The organism is Flavobacterium sp. WC2421 (assembly GCF_040822115.1).
Taxonomy (GTDB): Bacteria; Bacteroidota; Bacteroidia; order Flavobacteriales; family Flavobacteriaceae; genus Flavobacterium.
The window spans coordinates 882016-899230 of record NZ_CP162004.1 but is presented as its reverse complement, the minus strand read 5'-3'; the positions used below and the strand labels follow the sequence as shown (position 1 = coordinate 899230).

At 35.0% G+C, this 17215-nt stretch carries 9 protein-coding genes and 1 tRNA gene; 6 read left to right on the top strand and 4 right to left on the bottom strand.

The genetic code is table 11. From position 1 onward, the window contains the following. Positions 1 to 77: 77 nt before the first annotated feature. Both AB3G33_RS03710 and rseP read right to left on the bottom strand, forming a co-directional pair. Positions 78 to 151, bottom strand: a tRNA-Asn gene (locus AB3G33_RS03710). A 138-nt stretch (positions 152 to 289) separates the two neighbouring features. Beyond that, on the bottom strand, positions 290 to 1633 hold the full coding sequence (gene rseP, locus AB3G33_RS03705; RefSeq protein WP_367772697.1) for an RIP metalloprotease RseP: 1344 nt from the start codon (positions 1631 to 1633) through the stop codon (positions 290 to 292). Positions 1634 to 1832: 199 nt separating this feature from the next. On the opposite strand from rseP, the gene AB3G33_RS03700 reads away from it, so the two are divergent. The 6 genes from AB3G33_RS03700 (at position 1833) to AB3G33_RS03675 (ending at position 12804) form a co-directional block, all read left to right on the top strand. Next, positions 1833 to 2900 carry an NADH:flavin oxidoreductase/NADH oxidase gene (locus AB3G33_RS03700; RefSeq protein WP_367772695.1) on the top strand — a complete coding sequence of 356 codons (1068 nt, stop codon included), beginning with the start codon at positions 1833 to 1835 and terminating at the stop codon, positions 2898 to 2900. Positions 2901 to 5154: 2254 nt separating this feature from the next. Beyond that, complete coding sequence (locus AB3G33_RS03695) at positions 5155 to 6195, top strand: Gfo/Idh/MocA family oxidoreductase (protein WP_367772693.1); 1041 nt, start codon at positions 5155 to 5157, stop codon at positions 6193 to 6195. A 235-nt stretch (positions 6196 to 6430) separates the two neighbouring features. Continuing rightward, a complete protein-coding gene (locus AB3G33_RS03690) occupies positions 6431 to 7642 on the top strand; it encodes an MFS transporter (RefSeq protein WP_367772691.1) in 1212 nt (403 codons plus the stop codon). A gap of 425 nt (positions 7643 to 8067) precedes the next feature. Then, the gene (locus tag AB3G33_RS03685) at positions 8068 to 10905 is read left to right on the top strand and encodes a carboxypeptidase-like regulatory domain-containing protein (RefSeq protein ID WP_367772689.1); all 2838 of its coding nucleotides are present in this window, start codon (positions 8068 to 8070) and stop codon (positions 10903 to 10905) included. Positions 10906 to 10915: 10 nt separating this feature from the next. Continuing rightward, entirely contained in the window at positions 10916 to 12271 is a 1356-nt protein-coding gene (locus tag AB3G33_RS03680; protein ID WP_367772687.1) for a DUF5689 domain-containing protein, read from the top strand. Positions 12272 to 12330: 59 nt separating this feature from the next. After that, positions 12331 to 12804 (top strand): FKBP-type peptidyl-prolyl cis-trans isomerase, encoded by a 474-nt coding sequence (locus tag AB3G33_RS03675; protein WP_367772685.1) that lies wholly within the window; start codon positions 12331 to 12333, stop codon positions 12802 to 12804. 81 nt (positions 12805 to 12885) lie between these two features. On the opposite strand, the gene AB3G33_RS03670 is transcribed toward AB3G33_RS03675, so the two are convergent. Further along, positions 12886 to 14661 (bottom strand): alpha-glucosidase, encoded by a 1776-nt coding sequence (locus AB3G33_RS03670; protein WP_367772683.1) that lies wholly within the window; start codon positions 14659 to 14661, stop codon positions 12886 to 12888. Positions 14662 to 14778: 117 nt separating this feature from the next. Beyond that, positions 14779 to 16893: a glycoside hydrolase family 97 protein gene (locus tag AB3G33_RS03665; protein ID WP_367772681.1), complete on the bottom strand. Its 2115-nt coding sequence runs from the start codon at positions 16891 to 16893 to the stop codon at positions 14779 to 14781. Positions 16894 to 17215 lie beyond the last annotated feature (322 nt).

The window sequence follows — 17215 nt, the reverse complement described above, 5'->3', positions numbered from 1 at the left end:
GAACGCGAGCTGCCCCCAAATACGAAAGTATTAAAAACAAAAAAGACCTTACATTGCTGTAAAGTCTTTTTAAAAAGCTCCCTCTCTTGGGCTCGAACCAAGGACCCTCTGATTAACAGTCAGATGCTCTAACCAACTGAGCTAAGAAGGAAACTGTATATTTTTATTCTAATACTGAATGAACGTTTTTGTGTGCTTAGTAGTGACGTTTGTTTCACTTGTAAAGCGGTGCAAAGATAGGGGTAAATTTCATTTCTGCAAGCAAAAATTAATTTTTTTTTACTTTTTTTTACTTCCCTATAATTGACTTGTAAATGTCGTTTCCATTAGCAAATAGTAACAGTGTTATAAGTAATACGAAACCAACCATTTGAGCATTCTCTAAGAATTTATCAGATGGTTTTTTACCACTGATTATTTCGTATAATAAAAACATGACATGACCACCATCAAGCGCTGGAATAGGCAATAAGTTCATTACTCCAAGCATAATTGATAATAAAGCCGTGATTCTCCAAAAAACTTCCCAGCTCCATGTACTTGGAAAAATGTCAAATATGGCTTTAAAACCACCAACCTGTTTGTAAGCACCTGTACTTGGACTGAAAATCATTTTTAGTTGTTTTCCGTATCCTACTAATTGGTCTTTCCCTTTGGTGATTCCCACAGGAATTGCCTCAATTAAACCATATTCTTTTGTGCTTACCTTGTAATATCCTAGTTTTTCTAAAGATTCCATGCTTATTCCGCCTGCATTCACTCCTAGTTTTCCATCTTTAGATACTATTAGAGTAATGTTTTCTTCTTTTTGATTACGAAGTATAGTTGCAGGAATGGTTTTTCCTTTACTATTTGCTAAAATCACTTTAGCTTCATCAAAATATTTTGTTGGTTGTCCGTTTAAAGAAGTAATAATGTCTTTAGCTTGTAAATTAGTGTTTGGAGATTCTTCGCTAACAGCACCAATGGCAAATGGCATACGAATAGCAATTAGGGAACCTTTTTCATACTTTGATAATTGATCTACAAAATCAATTGGCATTTTTATTTCTTGTTGAATTCCGTTTCTTTCAATCATCACTTTTTTAGCCATGATGATTTTCATGTTGATATCGTTATCAAATTTTGCAATAGTGACACCATCAGCAGCCAATATTTTATCACCTGTTTTAAATCCTGCTTTTATCATCACAGGATTTTCGATTAGCATACCGTCTTTGAAATCCGTATTGGCTACAAATGTATCGCCATAAGCAAATGCCATCCCGATATAAATGATGAAAGCCAAAATGAAATTAACAGTCACACCACCTAACATGATAATCAAACGTTGGTAAGCGGGTTTAGAACGAAATTCCCAAGGTTGCGGAGGCAAAGCCATTTGCTCTTTGTCCATACTCTCGTCAATCATTCCTGAAATTTTTACATAACCACCTAGAGGCAACCAACCGATACCGTATTCAGTCTCTCCAATTTTCTTTTTTATAAGGGAGTATTTAACGTCAAAAAACAAGTAGAATTTTTCGACTCTGGTTTTAAATAACTTAGCAGGAATAAAATGTCCTAATTCGTGAAGTATAATAAGTAATGATAAACTCAATAAAAATTGAGAAAGCTTGATAAATAGATCCATTTTTAAATTTTAATTCTTTTTACAACTCACAAAAGTAAGGTTTTCTATTTGTTTAATTTGCAATAATTGTTCCATACCCTTTTAAATGTTTGTTAATTATTGGAATTTGAATTTTTCCTTAAGGTTATGTCCCTTAACTTTACTTTTCAATAACGGTTTTTCCGTTGTCCTCATTTATAATACATTAAAAATATAAAGTATGTCATCTAAATTATTTTCACCACTTCTAATAAAAAATATTACCCTAAAAAATAGAATTGCGATTTCACCCATGTGTCAATATTCTGCTATAGATGGGTTTGCCAATGATTGGCATTTGGTACATCTAGGGAGTCGCGCATCGGGTGGGGCTGGATTAGTCATCCAAGAAGCGACAGCGGTTTCCCCTGAAGGAAGAATTTCTCCCGGTGATTTAGGAATTTGGAATGACAACCAAATTGAAAAATACATCCAAATCAATCAATTTATCGAAAGTCAAAATGCAGTTCCTGGAATCCAACTCGCACATGCTGGAAGGAAAGCGAGTGTTTCGGCTCCTTGGGAAGGCAATAAAAAATTAGACGCGACTCAAGGGGGATGGCAAACCGTAGCGCCATCTGCAATTGGCTATCATGATAATGAAGCAAGTCCTGTGGCTTTGGATGCAAACGGAATTCAAAAAGTACTTTCTGATTTTAAATCAGCTACCAAAAGATCCGTGCAAGCCGGTTTTAAAGTAATGGAAATTCATGCCGCGCATGGGTATTTGTTACACCAGTTTCTTTCGCCTTTGTCTAATCTAAGAACGGATGAATATGGAGGAAGTTTTGAAAACCGAATTCGGTTTACGCTTGAAGTAGTAGCTGCCGTACAAACGGAATGGCCAAAAGATTTGCCTTTGTTCGTTCGAATCTCGGCTACCGATTGGGCAGATGGAGGGTGGAATGCGGAGGAATCAGTACAACTTTCGAAAATACTAAAAGAAAAAGGAGTGGATTTAATTGATGTCTCTTCGGGTGGGGCGGTTTCACACCAACAAATTCCTTTGGGGCCTAATTACCAAGTTCCTTTTGCGGAACGCATTAAAAAAGAAACAGGAATTCTAACCGGTGCTGTAGGTTTAATTACCGAAGCGCACCAAGCCGAAGAAATTGTTGCTTCTGGAAAAGCCGACTTGGTTTTATTTGCTAGAGAATCATTAAGAGACCCCAATTTAGGATTGACATTTGCTCATGATTTACAAGTAGAAACCGTTTGGCCAAAACAATACGAACGCGCTAAACAATAAAGTTTTTAAAATATATAAATCATATCAGTTTTTTTCTAAAAAGTAGAAGCTTTGAACCATATAAGGTATTTAAGGTCATGTAAGTTTTGTTTATTTATATGTTTAATTTTTTTTAAGGTGCTAGAATTTTAGCCCGCAGAGCTGAAGAATTGAACCGGTTTATTGAATTTAGAACAGTGCAAAAAGAAAATCTGCGCTAATCTGTGGAATCTGTGGTAAAAAAAATAGGACCGCAGATTAAAAGGATTCTCACAGATTTTTTATGATAGAACAAAGTAAAATGATATGCAATAATCACTGTTCCATAAGGCAATACTGAGTAGACGCATCACATTTCTTAAATGAATTATATGGTTAAATTTTTTTAACATATAAGTCATATAAGTTTTTTTCTAAAAAGTAGAAGCTTTAAACCATATAAGGTATTTAAGGTCATATAAGTTTTATGTTTGTTTATTTATATGTTTAATTTTTTTTAAGGTGCTAGAATTTTAGCCCGCAGAGCTGACGGATTGAACTGGTTTATTGAATTTAGAACAGTGCAAAAAGAAAATCTGCGCTAATCAGTGGAATCTGTGGTAAAAAAAATAGAACCGCAGATTAAAAAGATTCTCACAGATTTTTTATGATAGAACAAAGTAAAATGATATGCGATAATCCGCGTTCCATAAGGGAATACTGAGTAGACGCATCACATTTCTTAAATGAATTATATGGTTAAATTTTTTTAACATATAAGTCATTAAAGTTTTTTTCTAAAAAGTAGAAGATTTGAACCATATAAGGTATTTAAGGTCATGTAAGTTTTGTTTATTTATATGTTTAATTTTTTTAAGGTGCTAGAATTTTATCCCGCAGAGCTGACGGATTGAACCGGTTTATTGAATTTAGAACAGTGCAAAAAGAAAATCTGCGCTAATCAGTGGAATCTGTGGTAAAAAAAATAGAACCGCAGATTAAAAAGATTCTCACAGATTTTTTATGATAGAACAAAGTAAAATGATATGCGATAATCCGCGTTCCATAAGGCAATACTGAGTAGACGCATCACATTTCTTAAATGAATTGTATGGTTAAATTTTTTTAACATATAAGGCACATAAGTTTTTTTCTAAAAAGTAGAAGATTTCAACCATATAAGGTATTTAAGGTCATGTAAGTTTTGTTTATTTATATGTTTAATTTTTTTTAAGGTGCTAGAATTTTAGCCCGCAGAGCTGACGGATTGAACCGGTTTATTGAATTTAGAACAGTGCAAAAAGAAAATCTGCGCTAATCTGTGGAAAAAAAAATAGGACCGCAGATTAAAAGGATTCTCACAGATTTTTTATGATAGAACAAAGTAAAATGATATGCAATAATCCCTGTTCCATAAGGCAATATTGAGTAGACGCATCACATTTCTTAAATGAATTATAAGGTTAAATTTTTTTAACATATAAGTCATTAAAGTTTTTTTCTAAAAAGTAGAAGCTTTGAACCATATAAGGTATTTAAGGTCATGTAAGTTTTATGTTTATTTATATGTTTAATTTTTTTTAAGGTGCTAGAATTTTAGCCCGCAGAGCTGACGGATTGAACCGGTTTATTGAATTTAGAACAGTGCAAAAAGAAAATCTGTGCTAATCTGTGGAATCTGTGGTAAAAAAATAGGACCGCAGATTAAAAGGATTCTCACAGATTTTTTATGATAGAATAAAGTAAAATGATATGCGATAATCCCTGTTCCATAAGGCAATACTGAGTAGACGCATCACATTTCTTAAATGAATTATATGGTTAAATTTTTTAACATATAAGTCATATAAGTTTTTTTCGAAGAGGTTTTTTTTGAACTATATAAGGCACATAAGTTTTTTTCTAAAAAGTAGAAGCTTTGAACCATATAAGGTATTTAAGGTCATGTAAGTTTTGTTTATTTATATGTTTAATTTTTTTTAAGGTGCTAGAATTTTAGCCCGCAGAGCTGACGGATTGAACCGGTTTGTACCGATTTATTAAATTTTGAACAGTGCAAAAAGAAAATCTGTGCTAATCTGTGGAATCTGTGGTAAAAAAATAGGACCGCAGATTAAAAGGATTCTCACAGATTTTTTATGATAGAATAAAGTAAAATGATATGCGATAATCCGCGTTCCATCAGAAACAGAGTACTTGAATACATTTCTTAAATGCCCTTATATGCCTTATCTAGTTTAAATATAAAAGGTGTTACTATTAAAAAGTTTAAATTCGTGTTTTATAAAATAATACTATGCAAAAAATAAAAACCGCTTTACTTTCCTACGGAATGTCTGGAAAAGTATTCCATGCCCCATTTATAGAATTTCATCCCGGATTTGAATTGATGGGTTCTTGGGAAAGAAGTAAAAAATTAATTCAACTGGATTATCCTGAAGTGAAAAGTTATGCCTCTCTAGAAGAAATTCTAGCGGCTGATGTTGATTTAGTAATTGTCAATACACCAGTAGGAACGCATTTTGAATACGCCAAAAAAGTGTTGTTAGCAGGCAAACATGCGATTGTCGAAAAAGCTTTTACGACAACTGTTGCCGAAGCGCAGGAACTAGCAGCTTTAGCCAAAGAAAAAGGAGTGAAATTGGCCGTTTTTCAAAACCGCCGTTGGGATAGTGATTTAAAAACGGTTCGTCAAGTGTTGTTAGACGGAAGCTTGGGTGATATTGTGGAAGCCGAATTCCATTTTGACCGCTACAATCCTAAGCTGAGTCCAAAACAACACAAAGAGACAGCCAATTCTGGCGCAGGGATTTTAAAAGATTTAGGTCCGCATCTTATCGATCAAGCCCTTTATTTATTTGGTTTTCCTACTGCTGTTATGGGGGATATTCGCTTCACTAGAGACAATTCATTAGTGGATGATTGGATCGATATTACCTTGTATTACGATACTTTACGCGTCCGATTAAAAGCCAGTTTTTTTGTTCGAGAAGCTATTCCTGCCTATCAAATTCAGGGTAAAAAAGGTTCCTTTTTAAAACCGAGAGGGGACATACAAGAGAATGATTTAAAAATTGGAAAAAAACCAAACTTAGCGAGTTGGGGAACAGAATCAATTGATAATGAAGGTCTGTTGCATACTGAAATAGAGGGAAAAATAATCCATGGAAAAATTCCAACATTGCAAGGGAATTATTATAGTTTTTTTGATGGTGTTTATCATTCCATTGTGAACAATACGATAGAACCAGTTACGGCGCAAGACGGCGTTCATGTGATGCAAATTATTGAGGCAGCTATTCAAAGTAGTGCTCAGAAAAAAATAATCGAATTATAGTTAAGATTTCTATTTTAAAGTAATAACCATTGAGAGATTAAGTTTATCCATTAATCTCTTAATGGTTTGTAAATCAGTTATTTTAACTTGTTTTTTATAAATAAAATATACTTTACAAGTGATATTTTATTTTTTTATAAACAATAACGATGTATTTATAAGTACCGGTGTAGTTTAGACACAATGAATCAATGCTTTTTGTATTTTTGTCCATTAATTATAAAAGCCTGTCATTTTGATTGATTTACAATTTATAACGCAGTTTAAAGCCAAAGGGAAATATAAGAAAACGTATCAAAATGCTAAGATTTCTTATCTTAATAGAATACGTTGGGCGGTTTCCTCTTTTTATTTTGGTATGGGATTGTGTTTTGCCACTTGGGCAAGCCGAATTCCAGATATTAAAACGGCATTAGATTTAGGATCAGCTGAATTAGGAACTATTTTATTCGCCGTTCCGCTTGGGCAATTACTGATTATGCCTTTTTCGGGTAAATTAGTAACCCGTTTCGGCAGCCATCGCATCTTGATATTTTCTTCCATATTATATGTAATAAGTTTGACTAATCTAGGTTTAGCCACAAATCCTTGGCAATTGTCATTAGGATTATTTGTATTTGGAATCTTTAGTAACCTTACTAATATTGCCGTAAATACACAAGGCGTATATACCGAAGAGCTTTTTAAAAAAACCATCATGTCTTCTTTTCATGGCATGTGGAGTTTTGCGGGTTTTACAGGCGCTTTAGTTGGTTTAGGAATGTTGGCATTACAACTTACTCCCTATGTTCATTTTTGGATAGTGGGTGTAATCGTGTTTTTGCTGATGGCATTCAATTATAAATTTCTGATAAAAGCCAAAGAAATCCCCAAAACCGAAGAGAAAAAATTATTCACAAAACCGGATTCTGCCCTTATATGGTTAGGAGTCATCGGTTTTTGTTGCATGGCCAGCGAAGGCGTTATGTTTGACTGGAGTGGCGTTTATTTCAAAGATGTCATTCACGCTCCAGGACCATTAGTAATTTTAGGATACACCTCCTTTATGATTATGATGGCTGGAGGACGCTTTTTTGGAGACGGACTCATTCATAAATTTGGCCGAAAACCAGTAATGCAAATCAGCGGATTTTTAATTTCCGGAGGGTTGTTCACAGCCGTATTTTTCCCCTATATTATTCCTGCTACCATTGCATTTATGTTTGTGGGAATTGGAGTTTCAACGATTGTTCCAACACTTTATAGCATTGCAGGAAAAAATCCATCTGTTCCACCAGGCGAAGCTTTAACGATAGTTTCAAGCGTAAGTTTTCTAGGGTTTTTAATGGGACCACCAGTAATTGGCTATATTGCTGAGCTTTCCAGTTTGCGATTTTCGTTCGCATTCATAGGTGTATTTGGAGTGTTAATAGCCTTTATGGTTTCTCGAATTAAGGCCATTCAGTAATTTTTTTAGTAATACCACTTCTCTTTTTCACAATAGTATTTAGCCCCGCTATACACAGTATCTTTATTGCCAAAATGGGGCAATAAAGGATACTTGTTGCTATCGGGATTATTTTACAACTTTTTGTGAAATTCACCTCATAAACTTCCGGGGTTATTTTTTTTATTGGAAACGAACAACTTAATAGTATTTTGATTACATTTAAAAAATATTATTATACAATACAGTCTGTTAGGTTTCTCAATACCACTATTTTATAGTTTTTAAAATTCCCAAAAACATTTTTCTATTATTTTGATTCACGAATCCCAAACGGGATGTTTTACTGTAGGATCAAAAAATAAAAATCAATTAAATTTTTATCTGAATCAAAATTTCCCAAAATGAAAATGGATAGTTTTGGGCTATATAACACTTGCGTATTTATGAGAAAAGTTCTCCTAATTCTTATTGCTATTTTTCCACTAGGACTTGCTTTTGCACAAAATCAAACTGGTATTTCAGGAAGAGTGATCGATTCCAAAACCCAGAAACCACTCCCTTACGTAGTGATCTCAGTACAAAATACGAATCTAATGCAACTCACCACATTTGACGGGGAGTTTGTTTTCGAGTCCGTTGCTAGCGGAGAGCACCTATTGCTTTTTCACAGTCAAGGTTTCAAAGATGCCTTATATCCAGTGACGATTGTAGCCAATCAAATCACAAATCTTGGAGACGTATTCTTAGAAGACGACCAAATTACCGACTTACAAACAAGTGTAATTCGCTTGTATGAAAATGATTTAACGGATGACAACAGCGGTTCCGAAAGTACTTCGGGTTTATTGCAATCCTCCAAAGATGCTTTTCAACAAGCCGCCGCTTTCAATTGGGGACAGGCCCGATTTCGAATACGAGGATTAGACAGCGAGAATGCCACGACCATGATCAATGGTGTTACCATGAACAAACGTTATGATGGTAGACCACAATGGAGCAATTGGGGTGGACTCAATGACGCCACTCGCAATCAGGAATTTTCCGTCGGAACAACACCCTCCGATTATAGTTTTGGTGGAATTCTGGGAACCCAAGAAATCAATACTCGGGCCTCGATTTATAGACCCGGCACCCGAATCACATTTTCAGGGACAAACACGAATTACAGTTGGCGTACCATGGGAACCTACGCTTCTGGAATGGGAAGCAGTGGTTGGGCTTTTGTAGTTTCGGCAGGGAAAAGATTGGCGGAAGAAGGGTATTTCGAAGGAACAACATACGATGCCAACTCTTTTTTTATGAGTGTGGAAAAGAAGTTAAGCGACAAACATTCCTTGAATTTCTTAGGATTTTACACACCCAATACCCGAGGTAAAAATTCCCCAAATACTGCTGAGGTAACGCAATTGACCTCGGAAAAGTACAATTCTTATTGGGGATATCAAGACGGAAAAAAGCGAAATGCAAGAACCAAAACCATCGAAGAACCCATCTTGATGCTCAATCATTTTTTCAAAATAAATGACCATACCAATTTAAATACCAGTGTGATGTATCAATTTGGAAAAATAGGAAATACCAATATTGATTATCAAAGCGCCAATAGTCCAGATCCAACCTATTTTAGAAAATTACCTTCCTATTATTTGTCGCTTTATGCCAAGGATAGTGGAGAATTTTCGGGGGATTTCACACCTGATTATGACAATGCAGAGAAAAGCAGGATTGAATTTTTAGCCAACCCACAAATCGATTGGGACGCCATGTACCGAGCCAATCAAAAACCAATTCTAGATGCAAACGGAACTATAACAGGTTATGAAGCCGCACAAAGTCACTACGTTTTATACGAAGATAGAACCAATGACAAAACGATGACAGTGAACACCAATTTCAATACCCAACTCAATGAAAACTTGATTATGAATGCAGGAGGTTCATTCAGTAATTTAAAATCACATAATTATCAAAAGGTTTTGGATTTGTTAGGCGGGAATTATTTTGAAGATATTGACGGTTTTTATGATGGGAATCAAGCGCAATCGGATTTAAATAATCCCAATAGGCAAGTGGTGGTAGGAGAGGAGTACGGGTACAATTATAATTATGTGGCCAATACACTAGATGCCTTTACTCAATTTAAGTTCAATTACAGTAAGGTCGATTTCTATTTGGCACAATCTTTTTCTAGTACTAATTATCAAAGAGAAGGGCTCTATAAAAACGGAATTTATGAAACGATATCTTTCGGGAAAAGTGAAAAAGTGCAATTTGAAAACTTCGGATTCAAGGGCGGATTAACCTATAAAGTTTCAGGAAAACAAATGCTGACTTTCAATGCAGCTCATTTGACTAAAGCACCTACAATACGCAATACATTCCCTAATTCCCGACTCAATAATTCCATTGTTGATGGTTTGCAAAGTGAAAATATAAACAGTGTGGATGCCAGCTACTTATTCCGTTCTCCTAAAATGAAAGCAAGGATTACAGCGTATTATTCTACAATAAAAGACGCAACGAAAACTTCTTTCTTCTACGCCGAAGGAATTTTTGATAATGGGGCGGGATATACGAACACCAACGCATTCGTGAGTCAGACTTTAACCCATTTAAACAAAAAGAATATGGGTGCCGAGTTCAGTTTTGAGTACCAAATATCGGCTACTTTTAAAACGAGTTTATCTGCTGGGTATGGACACTATATTTATGATAGTAATCCGAATGTGAGTATCAATAATGATGCAGTAGCATCTATAGAGAATACAAATCCATCCTATGATTTTGGTACCGCTTTATTAAAAAATTACAAACAAGCCGGTCTGCCACAACAGGCCTATGCTCTAGGAATTGAATACCGTGATCCTAAATATTGGTGGATTGGTGCCAATGTAAATTATCTAGCAGATACCTATATCGATGTTTCGCCCATTTCTAGAACGAGTCATTTTTATACTAACCCCACAAGTGGATTTCCATTTCCAGAAGCATCAGAAGCACGAGCTGCTGAATTATTAAAACAAGAAAAGTTTGATCCCGTGTTGCTACTCAATTTCACAGGAGGGAAATCGTGGCGCATTCGAGGGAAATATGTAGGGCTATTTGTAAGTATCAATAATGCCTTAGACACTAAATACAAAACGGGTGGATATGAACAAGCTAGAAATGCAAATTTCAGACAACTCAATCAAGATGTTTCCAGTGGAACTCCTTCTTTTGGCAACAAATATTTTTATGGTTATGGAAGGACTTATTTCGTAAACCTTAGTTTCAATTTATAAATCATTCATTATGAAAACTATATATTATACAATTATTTCTTTGCTAGTTTTAGTTATCTTCTTTTCCTCATGTATTAGTGATGAAGTTACTGTTCCTAAACTCACCTGCAATCAACCTGATTTGATCGTGAATAAAACGGTTGCCGAAGTGCATAGTACTGCAGCTGCTATTGTTTCGCAATATTTGTACGATGATGTCATTGAAGCCTACGTCGTTTCTACAGATGAATTTGGAAATTTTTTCAAGACGATATCCTTTCAAACATTGGCTACAGCCACAAGTCCAGCCATTGGATTTAGTGTTCCAATAGACGTTACAAATGCCTATGTTGATTTTAGATTAGGGAATAAAGTATATGTAAAATTAAAAAATCAATATACCGATATCAATTATGGGAGTTTACGAATTGGAGGAATTTATGTCAATACGTACAACGAAGGCGCGGTGGGGCGACTTTCTCAAACCGATTATAAAAATGTATTGCATGCTTCATGCACGACTTTAACAGAGGATCAATTGGTACGATCGATTTCAATTGCCGATTTGCTGCAGGATTCTAACTTGAATACGCTAGTTGAACTGTCAGATGTTCAGTTTACGGAGGCGGCAATAGGGCGTCATTACTTTGAAGAAGCAAACAATATTGGTGGGGCGACTAATTGGAGTTTAGTAGACAAACAAGGAAATCAAGTCATTTTTAGAACCAGTAGTTATGCTGATTTTGCGGGTAAACTAGTGCCTGATGGAAGCGGAAAAGTAAGAGGGGTATTGACTAAATTTGGATCCGATTATCAATTAGTAGCTCGCTCAGAAAAGGATGTAGTAATGACAGGAATAAGAAAGGCTCCATTCTTTGCTGAGGATTTTAAAAATGTGGTGGACAAATCCAATTTAAGTTTGCCGGGTTGGGCTAATATTGTACAAAGTGGCACCCTTTTTTGGAAAGGAACTGTCTATTCGGGTAACGGTTATGCTGAGTTTAATATTTCTGGCACAAAAGTAAACTCTAATATTGCGTGGTTGATTTCACCAAAAATTGATATGGATATGCATACGAATGAGGTACTCACTTTTAGAACCGCCCAGCATCATCTCGATGTAGATTCTCCTTTGAATACTTTAGAAGTATATGTTTCTACTAATTTTGATGGACTGAATGTAAAAACGGCTACTTGGATTCCTGTTTCGGTGATTTTACCCAAACAAGCCACGCCTTGGTATCAGTTTGTAGGAAGTGGTGGAGTTGATTTATCATCTTATAAAGGAAAAATCAATATTGCGTTTAAATATATTGGATCAGGAAAAAATCTAGCTTTAGATGGTGCTTTTCAGGTTGATGATGTTCAGATTTATGGAGACAAATAATTTTTATAAAAGGCAATTGTTGAATTGACTATATTTGCCATTCTAAAAATAATTTTACCATGAAATACACTTTTATTGCATTAATTTTCACTCTTTTTATTTCTTGTAAACAAGACGATGCTGAAGTAACAGCACCAACAGAAACAATTGATTATGTTGCTAAAAACGACCAAGAAATTGTAGACTACATTGCCAAAAACAAATTGACAGCTACCAAAACAGATACAGGTTTGTATTATGTCATTAATGAGCCAGGAACAGGTATCAAACCTACAGCGTCTTCTAATGTAACAGTAGCTTACAAAGGATACTTTACAAACGGAACTGTTTTTGATCAAAGTGATGCCTCAGGAATTTCATTTGGTTTGAATCAAGTAATAAAAGGATGGACAGAAGGAATTCCTTATTTTAAAGAGGGAGGAAGCGGTGTACTTTTGGTTCCAGCTCAATTAGGTTATGGAAACAATACGACTGGGCCAATTCCAGGAGGTTCTGTTATTCTTTTTGATGTTAAATTGATCAAAGTAAATTAGATTAAAAATTCTAAATATTAAAAAAGGCTGTCCGATTTGGACAGCCTTTTTGCTTTTTATTAATTCTAATATTAATTCTATCTATTTTTTCAATTGATAAATAACGGCTTCATAAGGTCTTAATTCTCCTGACTTAGAAGCTTTGCCGTAATTGTCAATTAATACTTTTCCTTTTTTACTCATTAGATCTGTATTTGCTTCAGCATTTTTGGAAGAAAAATTCAACAAGACCAAAACCTTTTCCCCGTCCAATTCTCTAGTGTACGCATAAACATCTGGATTTTCTTTGTCTAATAAAGTATATTTACCATAAACCAAAATAGGATTTGTTTTACGCAAATGTGTCATTTGTCTAAAGTAATTTAAAACCGAATTGGGGTCTTTTTCTTGTGCTTCAGCATTTAGACTAACGTGATTGTCATTTACTTTTAACCATGGCGTTCCAGTTGTAAATCCTCCGTTTTCTGAATTATTCCATTGAAAAGGAGTTCGTCCGTTATCTCTGGCTCCTCCCGTTTTTTGGTTTTCTATGAATTGATTTAAATCGCCTCCCGTTAATTTTAAATGCTCGTATTCAGCTAATGTTTCTATATCGCGGTAGTCTTCAATTTTATCAAATTTAGCATTGGTCATCCCAATTTCATCTCCGTTATAGTAGTACGGAGTTCCTCGCATGGAAAGCAAGAAGGTGGTTAGTAATTTAGAAGAAACTGCTCTAAATTCAGGCGCATCATTTCCCCAACGCGAAGTCATTCTTGGCTGATCGTGATTTCCTAAATAAATAGTTCCCCATCCTTTATTTTCATACACTTTGTCCCAATCCGAATAGATTTTTTTGAAATCAACTAGAGAATAGGGCCCCATTTTTTTGAAATAACCAGGTTCATAACCCAAGTTGGTTCCCTCAAAATGATAGCCCATATTAAGTTCTTTACGGTCTTCATCAACAAAATTTAAAGCTGTTGAAGTTAGCATTCCTGCACCTTCAGCTAATGACATACAATCGTATTTACTCAATACTTCGCGATTCATTTCTTGAAGGTATTCATGCAAATGTGGTCCGCTTGCCAAATAGACATCCCAACGGCCGTGGTAGTTTTTGTTTAACTCTTCTTGAGAGATTTCTGGAAAAGCAGTGTCTTTTGAGATAAAAGGAATCACATCCATTCTAAAACCGTCAATTCCTTTTTGGAACCACCAATTCATCATGCTATAAATCTCCTGACGTAATTTTGGATTTTCCCAATTCAAATCGGGTTGTTTGTAGTTGAAATAATGCAGGTAATATGCATTCGTTTGTTCGTCATAACGCCATCCGCTTCCATCGGCTTCAAATGAGCCTGGGCGAAAAGCAGGTTTCCCTTTTTCGGCTGGCCACCAGTGGTAATAATCTCTATAGGGATTATCTCTTGATTTTCTACTTTCTTGAAACCATTTGTGTTGGTCACTACTGTGATTTACCACTAAATCCATCACTAATTTCAATCCTCTTTCATGCATTCCTTTTAGTAAAGCATCAAAATCTTCCATCGTACCAAACTCTTTCATTATAGCTTGGTAATCTGAAATATCATACCCATTATCCGCATTTGGAGATCCGTATATGGGATTTAACCAAACCACATCAATACCTAGACTTTTGATGTAATCTAATTTTTGAATGATTCCCTTCAAATCACCCACGCCATCTCCATCACTGTCTTTGAAACTGCGTGGATAGATCTGGTAAACTACTGCTTCTTTCCACCATTTACGGTCATTAGCTGATTTATTTTCTTGTGCCATAGTTTTGTTGATTACTAACAATACACAGCAAAGTACAAAAAGGACAACGAATTTTGAATAGACTGATTTCATTTTTTGGTTATTTAGTTCTTTTTTATTAAGTTGATATAAAAAGTTGATTTAGAAAGTGTTATTAATAAAAAAGGCTGACCAATTGGACAGCCTTTTTGTATTTGTAGTAATCAATTATTATTTGATTTCAATAAGGCTAATCGCATAACCTCCACCTGGAGCAGATAACTGTGCTAATTTTGATTTGCTAGTTACCGTCATTTTACGAATCGTATACGCTTGAGGATTTGTTTTATAATGAGCGTCTTTTGCATCAGCATAAATGGTAGCAATATATTTTTTTCCTTTTTCTAAGAAGTCAAATTTTATGTTTGAAGTACGTGGCGTTTCTCCATTTACATTTCCTACAAACCAGTTGTTAGTTCCTTTTGCTTTTCGAGCAACAGTAATGTATTGTCCCGGCTCTGCTTCTAAGTAGTTACTTACCGTCCAATCGATTGCTACATCTTTAATGAATTGAAATGCATCAGCAAAACGATTGTAGTTCTCCGGTAAATCAGCTGCCATTTGTAACGGACTGTACATGGTTACATACAAAGCCAATTGGTTAGCAAGAGTACTGTTTACATGCGAATGATTGTCAGGGTTTAATTTTGATAAATCCATTTCAAATATTCCCGGAGTATAATCCATTGGTCCACCTATTAAACGAGTAAATGGCAATACTGTTACGTGGTTTGGTTTAGACCCACCAAAAGATTGGTATTCAGTTCCTCTTGCTGCTTCGTTACCAATTAAGTTGGGATACGTTCTGCAAATTCCAGTAGGACGAACCGCTTCGTGAGCATTAACCATAATTTTATATTTGGCCGCTTTTTCGATGGCATATTGATAATGGTTCACCGTCCATTGGTCGTAATGATTTTCTCCTTTTGGTAAAATATCACCTACATAACCACTTTTTACAGCATCATATCCGTTGTCTTTCATAAACTGATATGCCTGATCCATATGACGCTCGTAGTTACGAACAGATCCGGAAGTTTCATGATGCATAATCATTTTTACCCCTTTTGCTTTTGCGTAAGCGTGAATTCCTTTGACATCAAAATCTGGATAAGGCGTTACAAAGTCAAAAACGTAATCTTTGGCATGACCAAACCAATCTTCCCAACCGATATTCCATCCTTCCACTAAAACACCGCCAAAACCATTTGCAGCAGCAAAATCAATGTATTTTTTCACATTAGTAGTAGTCGCTCCGTGAGTTCCATTTGGTTTTGCTTTTGAGTAATCTGTAATCCCTAATTGCACTGATGGAAATTCATTAGTGTAAGACCAAGAACTTTTTCCAGTAATCATTTCCCACCAAACTCCAACGTATTTAACTGGTTTGATCCATGAAGTATCTTCAATTTTGCAAGGATCATTCAAGTTCAAAGTCATTTTTGAAGCTAGAATATCTCGAGCATCGTCACTCACGATTATCGTACGCCAAGGCGAAGTTTGTGGTGCTTGCATGTTTCCTTTATCACCATTGGCGCTAGGAGTCAACCACGATTCAAAGACCATGTTTTTATCATCTAGATTCAAGTGCATGCAAGAATAGTTGATTAATGCTGCTTCGTGTAAATTGATGTAGATTCCATCATTCGTTTTCAACATCAATGAAGTTTGAACTCCTGTTGGAGAAAATGATGTTTGTGAAACGTTGTCTGTTTTTGCTTTTTCGGTTAACCCTCTAATTTCTGATAATTTTGAGGTAGTATAATCGTATTCTTGTGTGTCATAATCTCCTGGAATCCAAAAAGCAGTATGATCGCCTGTCATAGCAAACTGGGTTCTTTCTTCCTTGATTATAAAATAAGTCAGGTTTTTTTGAGCAGGGAATTCATAACGAAAACCCAACCCATCATCAAACAAACGGAAACGAATTACGATTTGTCTGTCAGTTCCGTTTTGATTTAAGGTAACAGCCAATTCGTTATAATGATTGCGAATTTGATCTTCTTCACCCCAAACTGGTTTCCAAGTTTCATCAAAAGTACTTATTTGTGTATCGATTGTCGTGAAATCATTTAGTAACGATTTTTTGTCATTTTTTAATTCCAGACCTAGTTTACTTGGTTTTACAACTACTTTTCCTTTGTAGTTCAAACTGTAACTTGGAGTACCATCACTAAGCAATGAAAACTCCATTTGGAATTTTTGATTGGGTGATTTTAATTGTTGTGCCGAAACGTTGCTGAAAAATGCTAACGTGAAAAGTAGCGAAAAAAGAGAATGCTTCATTTTATTTAATATAAATTACTAGTTAATTTTTGGTTTTTAATTTGTTCGAAATTTGAAAGTGCTTTTATAGGACTTCCTTCTAAATCTAAAAGCGTGAATATTATTTTCTCAAATACAGTTTTCCGCAAACGATTTATTTAAAAGGCAACACTATACTATTTGTCTTTGAAATTTCTGAAAAGTAAAATTAAGCTCTTTATACTCGTTAGATTTTTTCGATTTTAAAAAAGTAGATTAAAAAGCAAAAATAAAATCATAAATATTATTATATCAGACACTTAGAAAAAATAAAGAATCTAAAAAAGTGGTGACTTTAGAACAT

Coding starts and splice junctions, on each gene's coding strand:
- rseP (WP_367772697.1), bottom strand. CDS start 1,633: ATGGATCTATTTATCAAGCTTTCTCAATTTTTATTGAGTTTATCATTA.
- AB3G33_RS03700 (WP_367772695.1), top strand. CDS start 1,833: ATGTCATCTAAATTATTTTCACCACTTCTAATAAAAAATATTACCCTA.
- AB3G33_RS03695 (WP_367772693.1), top strand. CDS start 5,155: ATGCAAAAAATAAAAACCGCTTTACTTTCCTACGGAATGTCTGGAAAA.
- AB3G33_RS03685 (WP_367772689.1), top strand. CDS start 8,068: ATGAGAAAAGTTCTCCTAATTCTTATTGCTATTTTTCCACTAGGACTT.
- AB3G33_RS03680 (WP_367772687.1), top strand. CDS start 10,916: ATGAAAACTATATATTATACAATTATTTCTTTGCTAGTTTTAGTTATC.
- AB3G33_RS03675 (WP_367772685.1), top strand. CDS start 12,331: ATGAAATACACTTTTATTGCATTAATTTTCACTCTTTTTATTTCTTGT.
- AB3G33_RS03670 (WP_367772683.1), bottom strand. CDS start 14,661: ATGAAATCAGTCTATTCAAAATTCGTTGTCCTTTTTGTACTTTGCTGT.
- AB3G33_RS03665 (WP_367772681.1), bottom strand. CDS start 16,893: ATGAAGCATTCTCTTTTTTCGCTACTTTTCACGTTAGCATTTTTCAGC.